The organism is Bradyrhizobium sp. Ash2021, from assembly GCF_031202265.1.
Taxonomy (GTDB): domain Bacteria; phylum Pseudomonadota; class Alphaproteobacteria; order Rhizobiales; family Xanthobacteraceae; genus Bradyrhizobium.
Map to the genome: position 1 here is coordinate 696,955 of NZ_CP100604.1, position 20,120 is coordinate 717,074.

The 20,120-nt window shown below is 64.0% G+C and carries 16 protein-coding genes; 9 read left to right on the forward strand and 7 right to left on the reverse strand.

From position 1 onward, the window contains the following. The first annotated feature begins 78 nt into the window (after positions 1 to 78). From NL528_RS03300 to NL528_RS03315, 4 genes are read left to right on the forward strand one after another with little or no spacing between them, the layout of a single operon-like run. Positions 79 to 954 carry a MurR/RpiR family transcriptional regulator gene (locus NL528_RS03300; protein WP_309181295.1) on the forward strand — a complete coding sequence of 292 codons (876 nt, stop codon included), beginning with the start codon at positions 79 to 81 and terminating at the stop codon, positions 952 to 954. A gap of 1 nt (position 955) precedes the next feature. Continuing rightward, positions 956 to 2,305, forward strand: coding sequence for an aspartate aminotransferase family protein (locus tag NL528_RS03305; RefSeq protein ID WP_309181296.1), 1,350 nt, complete (start codon positions 956 to 958; stop codon positions 2,303 to 2,305). A gap of 13 nt (positions 2,306 to 2,318) precedes the next feature. Next, positions 2,319 to 3,329, forward strand: a complete 1,011-nt coding sequence (locus NL528_RS03310) for an amino acid ABC transporter substrate-binding protein (RefSeq protein WP_309181297.1) — start codon at positions 2,319 to 2,321, stop codon at positions 3,327 to 3,329. A gap of 25 nt (positions 3,330 to 3,354) precedes the next feature. Next, complete coding sequence (locus NL528_RS03315; RefSeq protein WP_309181298.1) at positions 3,355 to 4,227, forward strand: aldose 1-epimerase family protein; 873 nt, start codon at positions 3,355 to 3,357, stop codon at positions 4,225 to 4,227. Positions 4,228 to 4,250: 23 nt separating this feature from the next. On the opposite strand, the gene recQ is transcribed toward NL528_RS03315, so the two are convergent. After that, positions 4,251 to 6,128, reverse strand: a complete 1,878-nt coding sequence (recQ, locus tag NL528_RS03320) for a DNA helicase RecQ (RefSeq protein WP_309181299.1) — start codon at positions 6,126 to 6,128, stop codon at positions 4,251 to 4,253. Between the two features lie 245 nt (positions 6,129 to 6,373). Here recQ and NL528_RS03325 point away from each other — a divergent pair, with 245 nt between their 5' ends. The 4 genes from NL528_RS03325 (at position 6,374) to NL528_RS03340 (ending at position 12,285) form a co-directional block, all read left to right on the forward strand. Then, positions 6,374 to 8,044: a carboxypeptidase regulatory-like domain-containing protein gene (locus tag NL528_RS03325; protein WP_309181300.1), complete on the forward strand. Its 1,671-nt coding sequence runs from the start codon at positions 6,374 to 6,376 to the stop codon at positions 8,042 to 8,044. A gap of 157 nt (positions 8,045 to 8,201) precedes the next feature. Continuing rightward, positions 8,202 to 9,566, forward strand: coding sequence for a cytochrome c (locus NL528_RS03330; RefSeq protein WP_309181301.1), 1,365 nt, complete (start codon positions 8,202 to 8,204; stop codon positions 9,564 to 9,566). Next, positions 9,563 to 10,057 carry a 2Fe-2S iron-sulfur cluster-binding protein gene (locus NL528_RS03335; RefSeq protein ID WP_309181302.1) on the forward strand — a complete coding sequence of 165 codons (495 nt, stop codon included), beginning with the start codon at positions 9,563 to 9,565 and terminating at the stop codon, positions 10,055 to 10,057. Before NL528_RS03330 ends, NL528_RS03335 begins: the two co-directional genes overlap by 4 nt. Further along, positions 10,054 to 12,285: a molybdopterin cofactor-binding domain-containing protein gene (locus NL528_RS03340; RefSeq protein WP_309181303.1), complete on the forward strand. Its 2,232-nt coding sequence runs from the start codon at positions 10,054 to 10,056 to the stop codon at positions 12,283 to 12,285. The genes NL528_RS03335 and NL528_RS03340 overlap by 4 nt, the downstream gene beginning before the upstream one ends. Before the next feature lie 6 nt (positions 12,286 to 12,291). Here NL528_RS03340 and NL528_RS03345 read toward each other — a convergent pair whose 3' ends face one another. The 4 genes from NL528_RS03345 to NL528_RS03360 all read right to left on the reverse strand — a co-directional run bounded on the left by NL528_RS03345 (position 12,292) and on the right by NL528_RS03360 (position 15,795). Then, positions 12,292 to 13,665 (reverse strand): VWA domain-containing protein, encoded by a 1,374-nt coding sequence (locus NL528_RS03345; RefSeq protein ID WP_309181304.1) that lies wholly within the window; start codon positions 13,663 to 13,665, stop codon positions 12,292 to 12,294. Between the two features lie 6 nt (positions 13,666 to 13,671). Continuing rightward, the gene (locus NL528_RS03350) at positions 13,672 to 14,619 is read right to left on the reverse strand and encodes a MoxR family ATPase (protein WP_309181305.1); all 948 of its coding nucleotides are present in this window, start codon (positions 14,617 to 14,619) and stop codon (positions 13,672 to 13,674) included. A 173-nt stretch (positions 14,620 to 14,792) separates the two neighbouring features. Continuing rightward, positions 14,793 to 15,095 carry a hypothetical protein gene (locus NL528_RS03355; RefSeq protein ID WP_309181306.1) on the reverse strand — a complete coding sequence of 101 codons (303 nt, stop codon included), beginning with the start codon at positions 15,093 to 15,095 and terminating at the stop codon, positions 14,793 to 14,795. A 67-nt stretch (positions 15,096 to 15,162) separates the two neighbouring features. Next, a complete protein-coding gene (locus tag NL528_RS03360) occupies positions 15,163 to 15,795 on the reverse strand; it encodes an HAD-IA family hydrolase (RefSeq protein ID WP_309181307.1) in 633 nt (210 codons plus the stop codon). A gap of 112 nt (positions 15,796 to 15,907) precedes the next feature. Here NL528_RS03360 and NL528_RS03365 point away from each other — a divergent pair, with 112 nt between their 5' ends. After that, the gene (locus NL528_RS03365; protein ID WP_309181308.1) at positions 15,908 to 16,666 is read left to right on the forward strand and encodes a trypsin-like serine protease; all 759 of its coding nucleotides are present in this window, start codon (positions 15,908 to 15,910) and stop codon (positions 16,664 to 16,666) included. A 105-nt stretch (positions 16,667 to 16,771) separates the two neighbouring features. On the opposite strand, the gene NL528_RS03370 is transcribed toward NL528_RS03365, so the two are convergent. Together NL528_RS03370 and NL528_RS03375 are read right to left on the reverse strand one after the other, a co-directional pair. Beyond that, positions 16,772 to 18,994 carry an acetate--CoA ligase family protein gene (locus NL528_RS03370; protein WP_309181309.1) on the reverse strand — a complete coding sequence of 741 codons (2,223 nt, stop codon included), beginning with the start codon at positions 18,992 to 18,994 and terminating at the stop codon, positions 16,772 to 16,774. Positions 18,995 to 19,397: 403 nt separating this feature from the next. Further along, entirely contained in the window at positions 19,398 to 19,961 is a 564-nt protein-coding gene (locus NL528_RS03375) for a class GN sortase (protein ID WP_309181310.1), read from the reverse strand. Positions 19,962 to 20,120: the final 159 nt, after the last annotated feature.

A 20,120-nucleotide genomic window follows, 5' to 3' on the forward strand; every position in this document is an offset into this window, starting at 1 on the left:
GCGATGATCGGCTACGCGCTGGCTGGCGCTAGTATTCCATACGTTGCAATCCATCGCAATATATGAAACAAATGTTTCATGAGCGGGCATCCGGCAAAACCCTCACCCCTGAACGAACTCTGCAGCGCGCTGCCCTCCCTGCCGCTGCGGCTGCGGGAAGTCGGCCGGTTCGTTGCCGCCAACGACTATGACGCCACCACGCGCTCGATGCGTGATCTCGCGACCGTCGCCGGCGCCGATCCGGCGGCGTTCACGCGACTGGCGAAGGCCCTGGGCTATTCGGGCTGGGACGAACTGCGCTCGGCCCTGACCGAGGCGCGCCGACCCACGGAAGCGTCGCCGTTCTCAGGCCGGGCCAGGGGCCGGCGCCAGGGGCCCAACCCCGAAATTTCGCTGGTCTCCGACAAGTTTGAGGCTGAAGCGGCGGGCCTTACCCGTATCTCGCCCGCCGCAGTGGCCGGCGCCGCAAAGGCGGTGCACGCGGCGCGACGAATCTGGATCGCGGGCTTTCGAAGCTGCCGCAGCGTGGCCGAACTGCTCAACTACCAACTCCGGCTGTTCCGGCCCGACGCGGTGCAATTGGTTGGCGGCTCCGGCCCCGAGGATCTCGATCTCGGCGCGTTCCGGCGCGGCGACGCGGTCGTCGTCATCGGCTTCGCGCCATATTCCACGGCGAGCGTAGTGTCGGCGCGCGCGGCGCATCATTCCGGCGCTACCCTGATCGCGATTGCGGACAGGGTTGCCGCGCCAATGGCGGAGGGGGCCGAGCACCTGCTGCTGTTCGAGGCCGCTTCATCGCCGGGATTCTTCCCGAGCCTGACCGGCGCGATTGCGATCGCGCAGTCGTTGGCGGCGGCGACCTTCACCCTGGGCGGTCCGGCGGCCAAGCGGCGGCTGGAGGAAACCGAAGCCCGCCTCGCTGCCAGCTCACAATATGTTGCCGAGAGAGACTGACATGAGTATTCGAACCAGCCGTGTGCTGCACCGGAGTTTGCGCGAAACACCCCCTAAGGCCGTCGGCGGCGATGGCGTATGGCTCATTGCGGAGGACGGCCGCCGGATCCTCGACGCTTCCGGCGGTGCGGCCGTTTCCTGTCTCGGGCACCAGCATCCGCGCGTGCTCGAGGCGCTATCGCGGCAAGCGTCAAAACTCGCCTACGCCCACACCGGCTTCTTCTCGTCGGAACCCGCCGAAGCGCTGGCCGAACAGCTTGTCGGCCACGAGCCCGGCGGACTTGGCTACGCGTACTTCGTCAGTGGTGGATCGGAAGCGGTCGAGGCCAGCATCAAGCTGGCGCGGCAGTATTTCATCGAGATCGGTCAGCCGCAGCGGCAGAACTTCATCGCCCGCCGCCAGAGCTATCACGGCAATACGCTGGGCGCGTTGGCGGCGGGCGGCAACGCCTGGCGCCGCGAACCTTATGCGCCGCTGCTGTCGCAGGCGTTCAGTCATGTGACGCCGGCATTCGCCTATCATGAACAGCGCGACGCTGAATCCGAGGCGGATTTCGCGGCGCGGCTGGCCGCAGAACTGGAAGCGGAATTCCAGCGCCTTGGCCCCGGCACCGTGGCGGCGTTCATCGCCGAGCCGGTGGTGGGCGCCACCGCCGGATGCGTGACGGCGCCGGAAGGCTATTTCCGCAGCGTGCGCGATATCTGCAATCGCCACGGCGCGCTGCTGATCCTCGACGAAGTCATGTGCGGCATGGGGCGTACCGGGACGCTGCACGCCTGGGAGCAGGAGGGCATCGCCCCGGATATCCAGGCCATCGCCAAGGGACTAGGCGGCGGCTACCAGCCGATCGGCGCGATGCTCGCGAGCACAGGCATCATCGATACCATTCGCCAGGGTTCGGGCGCTTTCCAGCATGGACATACTTATCTCGCGCATCCGCTCGCCTGCGCGGCGGCGCTGGAAGTGCAGCGAATCATTGCGGAAGAGAAATTGCTCGACAACGTAAGGACGCTCGGCGGTCATCTCGAACGACGCCTGACCGAGCGCTTCGGCAATCACCGGCATGTCGGCGATATCCGCGGGCGCGGCCTGTTTTGGGCGATCGAATTGGTTGCCGATCGCAGCAGCCGCGAATCCTTCGATCCCGGCCTCAAGCTGAACCAGAAGATCAAGGCGGCGGCGTTCGAGAATGGCCTTGGCTGTTACCCGGGCGGCGGCACCGCCGATGGCCGCCGCGGCGATCACGTGATGCTGGCGCCGCCCTATATCGCCACATCGGACGATATCGATGTGATCGTCGACCGGCTCGGTTCTGCCGTGGATAGTGCATTGAAAAGTATTGGTCATTAACAGGAGGCGCAGAATGAAGAGAGTACTCGTTGCTACAGGCTTGCTCGCCGCGTCGTTTTCGGCCGCAACCGCCGGAACGCTCGATACCGTCAAGCAGCGCGGCACGCTGGTGTGCGGCGTCAGCGCAGGCTTTGCCGGATTTTCCGCGCCGGATTCCCAGGGCAATTACAAGGGACTCGACGTCGACTATTGTCGTGCGATGGCGGCAGGCGTGCTCGGCGACGCCAACAAGGTGCGCTACGTCGCGCTCACGGCGCAGAACCGTTTCACGGCCCTGCAATCGGGCGAGATCGACGTGCTCTATCGCAATTCGACCGAGACCTATCTGCGCGGCGTGACGCTCGGCCTGCGGCAGGGGCCGATCAACTTCTATGACGGGCAGGGCTTTGTCGTCAAAAGCGACTCGGGCGTGAAGGATTTGAAGGGCCTCAATGGCGCCACGGTCTGCGTTGCGCAGGGCACCACCCATGAAGTGACGCTCGGCGACTACGGGCGCGCCAACGGGATCGAGTGGAAGCCGCTGGTGTTCGATCGCACCGACACGATGTTGCAGACCTTCTTCGGCGGGCGCTGCGATGCCATGACCCAGGACGCCTCCGCGCTGGCCGGCTCGGTTACGACGGCGGCGCCGAATCCGGCCGACTACACCGTTCTGCCGCAAACCATCAGCAAGGAGCCGCTCGGACCGTTCACGCGCAATGGCGACGAAGTGTGGAGCGATATCATCACCTGGCTGCACTACGGCCTGATCGAGGCTGAGGAGCTCGGCGTCACCGCCGCCAATGCCGACGACATGGCAAAATCCACGACGCCGGCAGTCCAGCGCCTGCTCGGCACATCAGGCGATCTCGGCTCGCGGCTTGGCCTCGACAACAAATGGATGCTGCAGGCCATCAAGGCGGTCGGCAATTATTCCGAGATCTTTGAGCGCAATGTCGGCAAGGCGAGCCCGCTCAAGCTCGATCGCGGCCTCAACGCGACCTGGACCAAAGGCGGCCTGATGTACGCGATTCCGTTCAAGTAGCAGGTGTACCGCAGCGAGACGCAGCATGAGCAACGATAGCCACACGCTGCGCAGCGACGGGGCCACCGCAGCCGTCCTGGCGCATGGCGCCGAATTATGCTCGCTGAAAAATGGGCAGGGGTGCGAGCTGCTTTGGCAAGCCGGGCCGCAATGGCGGCGTCACGCGCCGTTGCTGTTTCCGATCGTCGGTAAACTCAAGAACGACGAATTGCGCCATCGGGGCAAGACCTATCGGATGACGCAGCACGGCTTTGCGCGCGATCATCGGTTTGAATGGATCGAACGTGAGCCCGATCGCTGCACGCTGGTGCTGACTGATAGCGCCGTCACGCGCGAGCGCTATCCCTTCGCGTTCCGGCTTGTGGTCACCTATGCGCTGCAACACGCCGATCTGGACGTGACGCTCGAAATCACCAACACCGGCGAGGAGATCTTGCCGGCGTCGATCGGCGCGCACCCGGCGTTCAATTGGCCGCTGCTGTCCGGATTGGACAAGCAGGCCTACGCCCTCACTTTCTCCAACGAGGAGCCGGCGCCGGTGCGGCGGTTGAAGGACGGTCTGCTGCGATCAGCGCCGGAGCCAACGCCGGTGCACGGCAGGACGCTCGCTCTGTCCGAACGGCTGTTCGACGACGATGCGGTCATTCTGGACAGCGTTGCCAGCGCTTCCCTGCGCTATGCCGCCGACCGCGGGCCATCGATCGAAATGTCTTGGGAAGGCTTCCCTGAACTCGGGGTCTGGTCAAAGCCCGATGGCGCGCCGTTCGTCTGCATCGAACCGTGGCACGGCACCGCCAGTCCGTCGGATTTCGACGGCGAATTTGCCGACAAGCCCGGGCTTTTGCACCTCGCACCGGGCGAAAAACGAATTCTGAGATATCGGGTTCGTGTCGGCTGAGACGCAGTCCGCCCTCGCTCAAGTTAATCGCGACTAGCCTTCACCAGCGCGATCAGTTCGTCCCCGTAATGCTCGAGCTTCTTGTCGCCGATGCCGGCAATGCCGCGAAGTTCGGTCAGCGTCGTCGGGTGGGAAGCCGCAATGCCGTCGATCGTGGAGTCGTGCAGCACGACATAGGCCGGCACGCCGCGCTTGCGTGCGATCTCGGAACGCCATGCCTTGAGCGCGGCGTGCAAAGCAGGATCGGCGGACTTGCCCTGGCCGACGGAGGCGGGCGCCAGATCGCCGCGTCTTGATTTGTCCCGGATGGCGCGGTTGCGTGAGCCTGCGGGCTGCTCGCGCAGCATCACCTCGGTCTCGCCCTTCAGGACGCCGCGGGCTGAATCTGTCAGCTTCAATGCGCCAAACGCTTCGCTGTCGGCGCGCAGATGGCCCATGGCCACCAGCTGGCGCATCACGGCGCGCCATTGTTTTTCATTGAGTTCGCGGCCGATGCCGAACACGGACAATTTGTCATGCCCGAACTGCGTGACGCGTTCGGTGATGCGGCCGACCAGAACGTCAATCAGATGCATGGCGCCGAAACGCTGCCCGGTGCGATAGGCGCAGGACAACAGCTTTTGCGCAACCACCTTGCCGTCGCGCACCACCGGCGGCGACAGGCAGTTGTCGCAATTGCCGCAATTGGTGCCGCTGACGGCTTCGCCGAAATAGCCGAGCAGGCGGCTGCGCCGGCAGCCGGCGGTTTCGGCCAGGCCGACCAGCGCGTCGAGCTTGCCGATCGACACGCGCTTGAACGCGTCCGAGCCGGTGGATTCGTCGATCATGCGGCGCTGCTGCACGATGTCGGACAGGCCATACGCCATCCAGGCGCTGGATGCTTTGCCGTCGCGCCCGGCGCGCCCGGTTTCCTGGTAATAGGCCTCGATACTTTTGGGCAAGTCGAGATGCGCGACAAAGCGTACGTCGGGCTTGTCGATGCCCATGCCGAACGCAATGGTGGCGACGATCACGACGCCGTCCTCGTTGATGAAGCGATCCTGGTTGCGGGCGCGCTGACCGGCATCGAGGCCGGCATGATAGGGCAGTGCCGGCACGCCTGCCTTGGTCAGTGCGGCCGCGGTATCCTCGACCTTGGCGCGGGAGAGGCAGTAGACGATGCCGGCATCACCGGCGTGGCGCTCGCTGATGAAACTCTTGAGCTGTGTTTGCGCGTTTTGCTTGTCGACGATTTCATAGCGGATGTTCGGACGGTCAAAACTCGCGACAAAGCGCGGCGCGTCCGCGAGCCCGAGCCGGTCAGCGATCTCCTGGCGCGTCAGATCGTCGGCGGTCGCCGTCAGCGCGATGCGCGGCACGCGGGGGAAGCGTTCGGCGATGACCGACAGGCCGATATATTCCGGGCGGAAGTCGTGGCCCCATTGCGACACGCAATGCGCCTCGTCGATCGCAAACAGTGAAATTTTGGCCTGGCCGAGCAGGCTAAGGCAGCGCGGCGTCAACAGCCGCTCCGGCGCGACATAGAGCAGGTCGAGGTCGCCCGCGAGCAGCCGCCGCTCGACCTCGGAGGCCTCCGCGAAAGACAAGGTGGAATTCAGCACCGCCGCGTTGACGCCGGCCTCGAGCAGGCCCGCGACCTGGTCGCGCATCAAGGCGATCAGCGGTGAGACCACGATGCCACAGCCCTCGCGCAACAGCGCCGGCAGTTGGTAGCACAGCGACTTGCCGCCGCCGGTCGGCATCAGCACCAGGCAGTTGCCGCCGTCGGTGACATGCCGGACAATCTCTTCCTGTGCGCCGCGAAAGGCGGGCAGGCCGAACACCGAATTCAGCACGGACAGCGCGTCGGGAGCACCTTCGGACGGACGTCTGGAGGCGGAGGCATTGGCGGGAGCAGACATGCGAATTTGGTTGTCCAATTAAGCGCTTGGAGGGCCAGCCCTCGATGCCGGTATCCCGGATCAAGGGATATCACGGCAGGCCAGACATAACAGGTCTGTTTCTGATTCGGGCGCCACCTATTCACGGCCGGGGCTCCCGCAAATGTGCTCCAGCCGCGGCCTCCATCCCCCTAGCCTGCGCGGTATCAGGCTCCTACAATCGCTCCACCGTTCGAAAAACAAGAATAATCCTTGGGGAGGCGGCTATGCCACGTCGTTCGCTGATTACGGGCGTCAGTTTTCTGGTGATTTTCTCGTGGCTGGCGGGAACGGGCAAATTGCCGGCGCAGACCGGTTCGCCGGCGTTATCAGGCAAGGTCACGGCCGGGCAGGACGCGCTGGAAGGCGTTCTGGTCAGCGCCAAAAGAAACGGATCGACCATCACCGTCACGGTCGTCAGCGACAAGGACGGCCGCTACAGTTTCCCTGCGGCGAGGCTCGAGCCCGGCCAGTATTCGCTGCGCATTCGCGCCGCCGGCTACGAACTCGGCAACGTGGCTCCGGTCGAGGTCGCCGCCGACAAGACCGCGACTTCCGATCTCACCCTGCACAAGACCGCCGATATCGCTTCGCAGCTGACCAACGCCGAATGGCTCGCGAGCATGCCGGGCACCGATGCGCAGAAGGGGCAATTGCTCAATTGCGTCGGCTGCCACACGCTGGAGCGCCCGTTGCGCTCGAAATACAGCGCCGATGACTTCATGACGATGATCCTGCCGCGCATGCAGGGCTATGTGAACCAGAGCATTCCGCAGCACCCGCAATTGCGGCGCGCCGAGCGGTTGATGGAGGAGCGCGGCGATCAGCGTGTGCAGGTCTACCGGGGCGCGGCCGAATTTCTCGCCAGCATCAATCTCAGTTCGAATCCGCAATGGAATTTCGAACTAAAGACGCTGCCGCGCCCGCGAGGGGCCGCCACCCGCGTCATCTACACCGAATACGATCTGCCCCGCGAGACCATCTCGCCGCATGACGTGATCGTCGATGGCAGCGGCATGGTTTGGTATTCCAGCTTTGGCGAGCAGAATCTGGGCAGGCTCGATCCCAAGACCGGCAAGGTTACGGAGTTTCCGATTCCAGAGCACAAGCCGGGCTTCCCGACCGGCCTGCTTGGCCTGCGCAGCGACCGCGACGGCAATCTGTGGCTCGGCAATATGTACCAGGCGACCATCGTGAAGTTCGATCGCAAAACCGAGGCGTTCAAATTCTGGCCGCTGCAGGGCGATGAAAATATCGACGCCGCCCAAATCAACATGGTCAGCCCGCAAAGCTCCGGCGTCGATGGTAAGGTCTGGACCCAGAACAACGGCTTTGCCGGCGTTCACCGGCTCGACATCGCGACCGGAGAATTCGAGACCTGGGAACCGTTCAAGGGCGTGCCGGGCCCGCACAATATCTACGACGTGATTCCGGATTCCAAAAACAACGTGTTCTTCACCGACTTCCGCCAGCGCCATATCGGGCGGATCGACGCCAAAACCGGTGAGGTCAAGCTGTACGAGATCCCGACGCCGAATTCGGCGCCGCGCCGTGGCACGATGGATGCGCAGGACCGGCTGTGGTTCGGCGAATATCGCGGCGACCGCATCGGCATGCTCGACACCAAGACTGGACAATTCAGAGAGTGGCCGGTCGCGCCGCGCTGGTCGTCGCCCTATGACGTCATCACCGACAAGAACGAAGAGCTCTGGACCGGCTCGATGCTGAGCGACCAGGTCACGCGGCTCAACACCAGGACCGGCGAAGCGATCAACTATCTGTTGCCGCGCAGCACCAATATCAGGCGGGTGTATGTCGACAATTCCACCACACCGGTCACGTTCTGGGCCGGCAGCAACCACGGCGCATCGATCGTCAAGGTCGAGCCGCTGGAATGAGGGAGTCTCAGATTCGAGCCCGGCTCTCGGCCGCCGTTCTTCGCGCGTGCAATAAAATGGAACCTCAATATGGGGTGATCTGCGTCTTGCGGGCGAACGACGGCAGAAGGTTTGTGTTAAAGCATCATCCAACGACAACGAAGACCAGCGGAAGCGCATGACGGGGCCGTCGCGGATCATCGCTAGCGTCATCGTGATCGCGCTGGTCGCCGGCGCGGTGGCGGCGTTTGCGATTGCCTGGCGGCCGGCAATTGCGGCGATCGATCCTCCGGCGCCGCAGGCATTTGACGCCGCGCTTGTGAAGCGGGGCCGCGACCTGGCCGCGATCGGCAATTGCAGCGATTGCCACACGGTCCGCGGGGCCAGGAATTTCGTCGGCGGGCTGCCGGTGCCGACGCCGTTCGGCACCATCTTCTCTTCCAACATCACACCGGATGCCCAGACCGGGATCGGGCGATGGTCGGAAACAGCTTTCCGCCGCGCCATGCGTTCCGGCGTCAATCGCGAGGGCCAGCATCTCTACCCGACATTCCCCTATGATCATTTCACCAATGTTTCCGACGAGGATGACCGGGCGATCTACGCCTTCCTGATGACGCGGCAACCGGTGCATGCGCCGGCGCGCGCGAACCAGCTTTCCTTCCCGCTCGACCAGCGGCCGGTCATTGCCGGTTGGAAATTGCTGTTTCTGCGCCGCGACACTTTTCAGCCGGATAGCACAAAGAGCGCCGAATGGAATCGCGGCGCGTACCTCGTCGCGGGATTGGCGCATTGCGGCGCCTGCCACACGCCGCGCAATGCGCTGGGCGCAGAACGCGTGAGCGCGCAATTTGCAGGCGGCGACGTCGACAATTGGCACGCCTATGCGATCAACGACAAATCCCGTTCGCCGGTGCCGTGGGACGCCGATGCCCTCTATGCCTATTTGCGCAACGGCTGGCATCCCGATCACGGCACGGCGCGCGGCCCGATGGCGGAGGTCGTCGCCAACCTGTCGCAGGTCGCGGACAGCGATGTCCGCGCCATCGCGGTCTATATGGCCGAGGTTTCCGGCGCGCCGACGCCGGATCGCAAGCGCCAGGGCGAGGCCGCGCTGGCACAAGCCAAATCACCTCCCGCGCAGGCTTCGCAAGCCAGCCCCGCCGGGGCGTCGATCTATGCCGCGGCCTGCGCCGCGTGCCATGAGACAGGAAGGCCGCTGCCCTATGGCGGGGTCAATCTGGGGCTCTCGACCGCGATCTCCGCTCCCGATCCGCGCAATCTCGTCAATATCCTGCTGTCGGGCGTTCGCGCCGTGGAGGGCGAACGTAGTCCGATCATGCCGGGCTTTGCCGCCAGCATGAACGATACGCAGATGGCGGGCTTGCTGAACTATCTGCGGGCGCGGTTCAGCAACCAGCCGGCATGGACCGGTGTTGAAAAGACCATTGCCGACGCGCGCCGCACCGAAACCGTCCTTCTCCAGACCTCGGCAGGTCCGCGCAACGCGCCCGCCGATCCCACGCAGCGAGACAAGCCATGATGACATTGAAGGTCAACGGGCACGATCATCAGGTCGATGCGGATCCGGATACGCCGCTGCTCTATGTGCTGCGCGACGACATCAAGCTCAATGCCGCCAAATTTGGTTGCGGGCTTGGCCAGTGCGGCGCATGCACGGTGATCGTGGACGGCAAGGCCGTGCTCTCCTGCGTGACGCCGCTGATTCTGTTGGAAGGCAAGCAGGTGACGACGCTCGAGGGCCTCGGGACCATTGGCGCGCCGGCGCCGATCCAGCGCGCTTTCATGGAGGAGCAGGCAGCGCAATGCGGCTACTGCATCGCCGGCATGATGATGCGGGCGCAGGCGCTGTTGCAGCGGAATTCCAAGCCGACCGATGAGCAGATCCGCGCCGAACTGGAGCCGCATCTGTGCCGGTGCGGCACCCATATGCGCATCCTGCGCGCGGTGCATCGCGCCGCCCGGCTGATGGACACGGCAGATGCTGCTTCAACCGGGAGGAGCGCGCCATGAACGCCCCCGTGATTCTCGATCGCCGCCGCGTGCTCGCGGGCGGCGGCGCGCTGATCGTCAGCTTCTCGCTCACGAGCGCCTTTGCGCAGGATCAGGCGCCGGGCGCTGCGCCGGCGCCAAAGCCTCCCCGCAGTCTTGCAGCGACGCCGTATCTGGATTCCTGGATCCGGATCGACGCCGACGGCAGCATCACGGTATTCACCGGCAAGGCCGAACTTGGCCAGGGCGTCAAGACGGCAATTCAACAGATCGCCGCCGAAGAACTCGATGTCTCGTTCGAATCGCTGAAGGTCGTGACTGCCGATACAAAACTCACCGCCAACGAAGGCTACACTGCCGGCAGCAACTCCATGAAGGACAGCGGCACAGCGATCCAGAATGCCGCCGCGCAGGTGCGCGAGCTTCTGGTTGTGGAGGCCGCCAGGCGGCTGGGCCAACCGGCCGAAGGGCTGCGGACCGAGAACGGCGCGGTGATCTCGGCGAATGGCAAGCGTCTCACCTATGGCGAACTGGTCGCCGCCGACATGCTGCATGTGCAGGCGCAGCCGAAATCGAAGCTGAAGGATTCTGCGACGTTCAAGGTGATGGGCCAATCCATACCGCGCGTCGATATCCCGGCAAAGGTCACTGGTGGCGCGGCCTATGTGCAGGACATGCGGCTGCCGGGCATGCTGCATGCCCGTGTCGTGCGGCCGCCGAGCTATGGCGCGCAACTGACGGAGTGCGATACGGCGGCGGTCGAAAAACTGCCCGGCGTCGTCAAAGTCGTGCGCGACGGCAATTTCCTCGCCGTCGTTGCCGAAAAGGAATTCCAGTCGATCAAGGCGATGAACGCGCTCTCGGCCGCGGCGAAATGGAAGGAGACGGCAAGCCTGCCGAAGCAGGACGATCTGCTCAAGGTCCTGACCAGCCCGCGGTCGCAGGATTCCACCATCTTCGAGCACAGCAATCCCGCCGTCACCGGCCAGAAGACGATCGAGGCCACCTACACGCGGCCCTATCAGTCACATGGGTCGATCGGGCCGTCCTGCGCGGTCGCGCAATTCGCGGATGGTGCGATGACGGTGTGGACGCATACCCAGGGCGTTTTCCCCGATCGCCAGGGCATTGCGGAAATGCTGCGCATGCCGCCGGCCAGCGTCCGCCTGATCCACGTCGAGGGCTCCGGCTGTTACGGCCACAACGGCGCCGACGACGCCGCGGCGGATGCGGCGCTGATCGCGCGTGCGTTGCCGGGCCGTCCCGTCCGTGTGCAGTGGATGCGCGAGCAGGAGCATGGCTGGGAACCCTATGGCCCGGCGATGGTGACGAAATTGAAGGCCTCGCTCGACGGCAACGGCAAGATCGCCGACTGGAATTTCGAAGTGTTCAGCAACACCCATTCGATGCGGCCCGGCGGCGCCGGATCGATGCTCGCCGCGCAGCATATGTCGCAGCCCTTTGCGGTGCCGGAGCCGAAACCGCTCCCATTGCCGGACGGCGGCGGCGACCGCAACGCTATCCCGTTCTACACTTTTCCGAATGCGCGCGTCGTGCATCACTTCATTCCCGAGATGCCGTTGCGGATTTCGGCGATGCGCGCGCTCGGCGCTTATCACAACGTATTTTCGATCGAGAGCTTTATGGACGAACTCGCCGCGCTCGCCGGCGCCGACCCGGTCGAGTTCAGGCTAAAACATCTCGACGACCAGCGTGGCCGTGACGTGATCGAGAAGGCCGCGCAGAGTTTTGGATGGAAGGCCGGTCAGACGCCGCCGCTCGATCGCGGCTACGGCTTTGCCTTTGCGCGCTACAAGAACCATGCGGCCTATTGCGCCATCGCCTCCGAGGTCGAAGTCAACCGCGAAACCGGCCGTCCACGGCTGGTGCGGGCGGTGGCCGCCGTCGATAGCGGCCAGGTGATCAATCCGGACGGCCTGATCAACCAGATCGAAGGCGCGATCGTGCAGTCGATGAGCTGGACGCTGTATGAAAGCGTGACCTTCGACGCGACGCGGATCACCAGCATCGACTGGCAGACCTATCCAATCCTGCGTTTCAATGCCGTGCCGGACAGTATCGAGGTCCACATCATCAACCGGCCCGGCCAGCCCTTCCTCGGCAGTGGCGAGACCGGGCAGGGGCCGGCGGCGGCATCGATCGCCAACGCCATCACCAATGTCACCGGAAAAAGGCTGCGCGACCTGCCGCTGACGCGAAAACGCATCAAGGATGCGATCGATGCGTGAGACGCTCTACTGATAGGTCGCGACGATGTCCGACACCGCGCGCTCGAGCTGCTGCGCAGTGGCGCATTGGCGCACGACGGTACAGAAGGTCGAATAGCGCGGCATTTCGGAATCGCCCCAACCCCAGGCCATACGGCCTTCGGGGTTGAGCCATACCAGCCGCTTCGACCGTTCGCCGATGCGGCGCAGAATATCCGCGCGCGGATCGAGATTGTTGCTGCGGGCGTCGCCGAGCACGATCACGGTGGTCTGCGGCGTCACCGCGCTCATCCATTGCTTTTCGAAGTCGGCGAGCGAGCCGCCGTAGTCGGATGAGCCGAACCCGACTTTGGCCATGATCTCGGCCATCGCCTCTTCCGGCGATTTGGCCTCCAGGATGTCGCTGACCTCGATCAGGTGCCCGGAAAAAGCGAACGAGCGAACGTCGGAAACGACCTCATGCAGGCTGTGGATCAGCAGCAGGAAGAAATCGGAAACCCGCGCCACCGAACCCGAGACGTCGCAGAGGGCAACGATCTTCGGTTTGTCGCGATGCTTGCGTTTCCAGGCGGTGAGGAAAGGAACGCTGCCCCACGCGGCGTTACGGCGCAAGGTCCGGCGCACATCGAGATGGCCGCGGCGCTGGCGCTTGCGCGGCTTGCTGTAGCGCTCGCGCAGGCGGCGTGCGATCTGGCGAATCAGATGCCGCATCTGCTCGACTTGCCGCGGCTCGATCCGGGAAAGCGGCGCGTTGCGCAGGATCTCGTTGCGCAAATTCTCGGCTTCCTCGCGTCCGTACAGCATCAGCGCCTGCGAGACGGCCTCGCGAACGGTGTCGCGCAACCCGTCGAGGGCCGCGGCCAGCCGTTCCGCCAGGGCCGGGTTTGTCGCGGTCAGATCATCGAGGTCGTCGCGAAGCCGCTGGATGCCCATCGCATCGAGAATGCGGCCCGAAAATATCCCGCGCTGGGTGAAGTAGCGGATGTCGGACAGGGAGGCCGCGCTCGATGCGTTCGCGATCGCGGCGGCAATCTCGTTGCGATCCTGCGACAGCAGCATCTGCGCGAGCGGGCCGAGATCCTGTGCCGCATCGCTGCCGGCGTCGCTGTCCGAACCGGATTCGGTTGTTTCGGCGCCGGATTCCGAATCGTCTGCATCGCCGTCGTCGGGCGCGGCCTGCGACGGCTCCGGCTGATTGAAGAACAGGTCGAAGCAATCGCCCAGCGCTTTCTTCTCGTCCTGGCTCTTGGCGAGCGTCAGCAGAAAGGTATCGCGCAGGATCGTGCGATCGGAAAAGCCGACCTTCGCCACCGCCCGCATCGCATCGATGCTTTCGGCCGGCGAGAGCCGTACGCCCGCCCCCCGCGCCGCACGAAAGAAGTGATGCAGGTTCTCTCTCATCTTCTGCTATCCGAAGACGCCCTGGCGCGAGGCCTTGGCAATGAACGTGCTGACCTGAGGCTGTGCGGCCTCGATGTCCGCCTCGTATTTCAACAGTACGTTCAGCGTGTCCTTGACCATCTCGTGGCCAAGTTCGGTCGCCTGCAGCAGCACCAGCACGCGCGCCCAGTCGATGGTCTCGCTCACCGACGGTAGCTTCTTCAGGTCCAGCGTGCGGATCTCGTGGATGAACCCGACCATCTGCTTGCGCAGCGTCTGGGAAATGCCGGGAACGCGGCTTTCGACGATGCGCTCCTCGAGCTTCTGCTCGGGGAAACCGATGTGGAGGTGGAGGCAGCGCCGCTTCAGCGCGTCGCCCAGATCGCGCTCGCTGTTCGAGGTCAGGATCACGGTCGGTGCGGCGACTGCGACAATCGTTCCAAGTTCGGGAATGGTGACCTGGAAATCGCTGAGGATCTCCAGCAGCAGCGATTCGAACTCGGCATCCGACTTGTCGATTTCGTCGATCAGGAGCACGCAGCCGGCGGTCTGTTCCAGCGCCTGCAGCAGCGGCCGCGGTTCGACGAATTCCTTGGAGAAGAACACGTCGCCGAAATCGTGCAGTTGATCCAATGCGGCATGCAGCGTCGCGGCGCCACCGAGCACTTCGCCGAGCTTGTCTTTAAGGATCTGGGTGTACAAAAGCTGCTTGGCGTATTTCCACTCGTAGAGCGCCTTGGCCTCGTCCAGCCCCTCATAGCATTGCAGGCGGATCATCTTCAGCCCGCGCCAGGCCGCGATCGCTTTTGCAAGCTCGGTCTTGCCGACGCCCGCGGGGCCTTCGACCAGGATCGGCTTCTCGATCTGCTGCGCGAGATAGACCGCGGTCGCGATCTGCCGGCTCGCAATGTAGCCTTGCGCCGCGAGGCCGCTTTCCACTGCCTCGATCGAGGCCGAAGGCCGATGTTCAGCCACGAGTTCAACTCCGGATGTTGCAGAATTCAGCCATGTTCTGCCTGCGTTCCCGGCAAAGAACAAGCCAAGTTTCAGCTGTCGGAGCGACAGGGTTCCGGCATTTTCCGCAGAGCGCAATACCGGCCCGGTGCGCTTGCCGGGCCCGGGGAAGCGGCTGTTGGAAAATCGACCCGTTAGTTCGCGCAGGTCTGCATGAAATCCTTGCGCTGCGGGCCCACGATCTTCTGGTCGATTGCCTGTTTGAGGCACTTGAGACGTGCCTGCGCCATGCAGAGCTGTATCTGGTCCTGACGGTCCTGCCCTTTCAGCGCCTGGGACGCGGTTTGGCATGCCATTCGTTTCCCGCTGGGTACCGGCACCGCGGCTGCGGAATTGGTTTGTGCCGGAGCAGCCGGTGTTGGAGCTGACTGCGCAAATGCCGCGACCGAAAATACGATCGAGCCGGCGGAAACAATGGCGATGACGGGAAGTTTCATGAAGGCCTCCTGTTGGATCTAGGCTTTGCTGTCTGAATGGGCCGTGAATACCTGCATGGAACCAAACTTAGGTCAGCACCAGCCCGGTCGCGGCTTCGAGCTCGCCGATGGCCTGCGCGGCGTTGAGCACCTTGATCGTGGTCATGCCCATATCGCGCGCCGGCTTCAGATTGACGCCGAGGTCGTCGAGATAGACGCAACGCTTCGGGTTCACCTTCAGCGTCTCGACCATCATCCGATAGATGCGCGGGTCGGGCTTGCGCAGGCCGATCTTTGCGGATTCGATCACATGATCGAACAGCACCATGACTTCGGCGACATAGAGCGATCGGCCGCTCCGGCTGCCGATGGCGTTGGCGGGAAGATTGTTGGTGATGCAGCCGGTCTTGAATTTGGCCTTCACGCGCTTGAGCGCTTCGACCATTTCGGGCCGCAGATCGCCCGACAGCAGCGGCAACACATCCTTGCCGCGAACCTCCGCGCCCAGCGCCCGCGATTCGGTTGCGAACAAGGCGTCGAACGCCTCGATATCGACCTCGGCGCGCTCGAACTTGGCCCAGGCATTTTCCAGATGATTGGCGGCATTGGTGCGGCGGATGATGTCGGCGGGCAGTCCGCGCTCGGTCTCGAACTGCGCAAACGCCTCGAATGGCGAGGTCGTCAACACGCCGCCGAAATCCCAGATCACCGCCTCGATCATGCTTACCCACCCATGGCCTGTACGCGCCCGGGAGCGGCTAACACGGAATGCTGATCGGGACCAGTCTGAACCGCGGCTTGGCGCGGCCTGCCGCAACGGCTATCTCTGCGCGATGAAATTCTCGATTCCAGTGATGGCGAGCCTGCTGCTGGCCGCAGCGCCTGCCCACGCCATCGTCGGCGGCGGCGCGCCGTCGGCCGAGGGCGTCGGCCGTTCCGTCGTCACCATCGTCGGCTCACGCGGTAATTTCTGCACCGGCGCGCTCATTGCGCCGAAACTGGTGCTGACAGCGGCGCATTGCGTGCAGCCCGGCGCCGATTACAAGATCGTCGAATATGCCGCGGACAGGCCGCCGCAATTGCAGGACGTCAGGACCGTCGCGGTTCACCCCGCCTTCAACATCCAGGCGATGCTGGCTCACCGCGCCACTGCCGACGTCGCGCTGCTGCAACTGGCTGAACCCGCCAAAGGGAAGACCCCGTCGGCGCTCGGCATGCCCAACATTCCCATCGTGATCGGTGGCCGCTTTACGATCGCCGGCATCGGTGTGACCGTTCGTGGCGACGGCAAGAGCGGCGGCACCATCCGCGTGGCGGGGCTTGTCGCGATCGGCAAGCCGGGAACGCTGCAGATTCGCCTGGTCGATCCGGTGGGGCAGGGCCTGCGCGACGGGATGGGCGCCTGCACCGGCGATTCCGGCGGACCGGTGTTCGAGGACAAGCAGGCCGGCCCTGCCATCATCGGAGTCATCAGCTGGTCGACCGGGCCGAACGGTTCAGCCGGCTGCGGCGGCATGACGGGGGTCACGCCGCTGACGCTGTACCGTGACTGGATTTTGCAGACCGCGCGGCAGTGGGGCGCGGGGCTTTAGACCGTCATTGCCGGGCGTGACCAGGCGTGACCCGGCAATCCATCTTCTTCGAAAGACTCTTTTTGGATGGATGCGCGGGTCAAGCCCGCGCATGACGAGATGAGGCTAATGCCCCGCCGCCTTGTTCGCCGCGGCATTGTTGAGCACGATCAACCCATCCACGGCTACGCCGAGCTTGCTGTTGATCAGGAACGGATTGACGTCGATCGACGCAATCCGGTTTCCCGCGTCGGCCATCAGATTGGACAGGCCGACCAGCGCCTTGACGGCGGACGCCTCGTGCAGCGCCGGCTTGCCGCGATATCCCTTGATCTTCACGCCGGCCTTGGTCTTCTGGATCAGTTGTTTCGCCTCGTCGGCGTCGAGCGGTGCGCCTGCCAGTGCAACATCCTTCATCAGCTCGATATCGACGCCGCCGGTGCCGAACAGCACCACGGGGCCCATTTCGGCATCGAGCGAGGCGCCGACCACCAGTTCGAGATCGGCCTTGACCTGCTGCGCGATCAAGATGCCTTCGAGTTTCGGCTTGTTCTTGAGTTTTTTCACCCGCGCGGTGATGTCGTTGAACGCCTTCTTCACGTCAGCGGCGCTGTTGATGTTCAGCACCACGCCGCCGATGTCCGACTTGTGCAGGATCTCGGCGCTGACCACTTTTGCCACCACGGGAAAGCCGATTTTCTTGGCGATCTTCACCGCTTCCGCGGCGGTCTGCGCGATCTCTTCCTTTGAAACCGGAATGCCATAAGCCTTGAGCAGCTTTTTCGAGGCGACCTCGTCGAGCGCCGCCGCGCCATTGGCGCTCTTGAGCATCTTCTCCAGCATGGCCCGCGCGGGAGCCTTCGAACTCGACGCGATCTCCGGTACTACCTTGCGCAGCGAAGCATAGTCGATCAGCGACTTGATCGCGCCCACCGCGCGATCGAGCCCCTGCATGACCGCGATGTTCGGCAACGACTTGCGCAAGCCCTTGGTGAATTCGGTAAAGCCGATCGACATCGTGCTGATGTATACCACGGGCTTGGAGGCCGCGCCGGCCATGTCGTTGACGATGCGCAAATTGCGTTCGCGCAGTTCATGCGGCGCCTTCGGCAGTTCCGCGTCGATGATGACGATGTCGGTGTCGGGATCGTCGATCATGACCTTGATCGACTGCATGTAGACGGAGGGATCGACGACGGCGGCAAAGCCGGCGTCGAGCGGATTGCCGACGATGCTGCCGGGGCCGAGCATCTTTGCCAGCTTTTCGGTAGCGCTGGCGCTCAGCGGCGCAAAGTTCAGGCCGGCCGAATGGAAGGCGTCGATCAGAAGGCCGCGCTTGCCGCCCGACAGCGATACCGCGGCGAGCCGGTTGCTCTTCGGCGGATCGGCGTGAACGAAACATTCGGTGGTCTCGATCAGCTCATCCAGTCCGCGCACGCGGACCACGCCTTCGCGCGTCGAGATCGCGTCAAAAGTTTCGATCGAGCCGGCGAGCGCGCCGGTATGCGCCATCGCGGCGGCGCGGCCGCCCTCGGAGGCGCCGAGTTTCAGTGCGATGACGGGTTTGCCCGCCGCCCGTGCGGCCTTGCAGGCCTCGCGAAACACCTTCGTGTTCCGCACGCCTTCGAGATAGACCACGATGACGCGGACCGAGGGATCGGCCGCGAAATAAGCCATCAGGTCCGGCGTCTCCAGCCCGGTCTCGTTGCCAGTCGTGACCATATAGCCGACGCCGACGCCGCGATCCTCCAGCGCCTGGCGGATCGCCATCACGATCGCGCCGGATTGTCCGGCGATCGCTACCGGCCCGGCTTCCATGGTGACGATGCGGTCGTCGATATTGGTGAACAGCTTTTCGCCCGCGCTCAAATTGCCGAGGCAGTTCGGGCCAGTCACGGCAAGGCCGGTCTCGCGCACCGCCCGCTGCAATTCGACCGCCAGCCGCTGGCTTTCCTCATCCTGCAATTCGCTGAAACCCGAGGTGACGATGGTGGCGGAGCGGGCCCCCGCAGCGGCAGCATCGCGGATCACCTGCACGGCGAAACGCGCCGGCACCAGCACCAGCACGTGATCGGGCTTGTCCGGCAGGCTGGCGAAATCCTTGTAGCAGGGCACGCCCCAGATTGTTTCGCGCTTGGCGTTAACGGGATAGAGGCCGCCCGCGTATTGGTATTTGATCAGGTTGTTCCAGATGCGCTCGGCATAGTTGCCGGGCTTGTCGGTTGCACCGACCAGCACGATGTTGCGCGGGTGCAGCATCGCATGGATGCGCTTGACGATGTCGCTGGCGTCGGACGATGGCGACCATTTTTCGGCCGAGTGAGACGCGGTGCTTGCCGGAGCTTCCATGGAGTTTACCCTTACCCGTTGTTTCCTTTGGCCGTGACGATCGAGCGCAGCCGCCACCGGCCATGATTTTTCATTTCTTTTTATTGAGACTTGAGCAGGGTGGCAACTCGCGTGAGGTGGATGCAGACCATTGTTTTTGCGCACGATATCCCGGCGCGCGGAACGGGACGGGCCGCCGCGAGGTCCGCTGCTACCAGGCGGGTCGCGGACGCGAAGGAGAGGCGATACCGGCGAGCAGGACCGCGAGGATTCCGGTGAGGAATATTCCATCGAATCCATGATTTTGGTTCAGCCTGGAATGGTTCTCGCGCTTCCAATCATCTGTTCAGCTATTGGTCTTCCACCGCGTGGCAAGAGTGTGACGTGCATTTCGGCGCATTCCAGTGGCGCTGTTCTGGGCCGATTATGGCTCGATCATGGTGGCATGAAGGAGATAGCGATCCGGCCCCGGCGTCAGCGCATCGAAGGGCCAGCAAGTCGATAGCACCAGTTCATATCCACCCGTCAGGGGATCGATCCCCGAGGCATCGAAGCGCACCACGGAGGTGGCATCGGCCCGATAACGGAATTTGCGGCCATCGCTTCTGACAATATCGATCTCGTCGCCGATCGCGACATCTCTGAGGAAAGAGAAATGCGTATCGCGGTGCGCGGAGTAGACGGCGACACCGCGCTCGCCGGCATCGGGCGTCCGTTCGAGATGGCCGGGACCGAAGGCCAGCGCCTGGCCGCTGCTTCCGGCCAGCACGATGGTGCTGGCATGGATCCGCTTCACCTCGATGCGCGCGACCGGCCATGTGTCCGCCCATGACCATGGTTTTGTCGGATGGCCGGTGGCGATGGTTTCGCTGAAGGCTCGCTCGAGCAGGATTTGCGCCAGCCGCGCCTTGGCGTGGATGTAGGCGCCCTGGCCGAACAGAATGAGGCCGCCGAGCGCGAGCAGGAGGGGAGCGACGAAGCGGGGCATTTGTCATTTCCGTCATTGCGAGCGAAGCGAAGCAATCCATTCCTTCTTGTCGCGGCGAGATGGATTGCTGCGCTTCGCTCGCAACGACGGTACTTGAAAAAGTCGCGCGCGCGGCCCTGGGGGACGGGTAGGCCGCGCGCGCTCTCAAGGAGGAGGTTG